Source organism: Paraburkholderia sediminicola (assembly GCF_046026895.1).
In the GTDB taxonomy this organism is placed as follows: Bacteria; Pseudomonadota; Gammaproteobacteria; order Burkholderiales; family Burkholderiaceae; genus Paraburkholderia; species Paraburkholderia sediminicola_C.
Genome location: NZ_JAQQEU010000303.1, coordinates 1 through 352 on the forward strand (window position 1 = coordinate 1; position 352 = coordinate 352).

Sequence of the window (352 nt, forward strand, 5' to 3'; positions counted from 1 at the left end):
AGAGAACAGACCGACTTCGTTCAGCGTGACCCGCTCGCCCGCTTTCAGCGACGCGGCCATCGCGCACGAATCGTCGGTCTGCACGCCGATCACCTTGATCTCCGGGCGCACCGATTTCACGTACGCGGCCACGCCGGCCGCGAGTCCGCCGCCGCCGATCGGCACGAAGATCGCGTGAATCGGTCCCTGATGCTGGCTGAGAATCTCCATCGCGACGGTGCCCTGGCCCGCGATCACGTAAGGGTCGTCGAACGGATGCACGAAGCTCAGCCCGCGCTCTTCCTGCAACTTCACCGCATGGGCGTAGGCGTCGCTGTACGACTCGCCGAACTGCACCACCTCGACCGTCGGC

General features: G+C 65.9%; 1 protein-coding gene. It reads right to left on the minus strand.

Features of this window, described 5'->3' with window-relative positions; translation table 11 throughout:
* On the minus strand, positions 1 to 352 hold a 352-nt coding region (locus PQR02_RS40875), incomplete at both ends, for a pyridoxal-phosphate dependent enzyme (protein ID WP_408243462.1).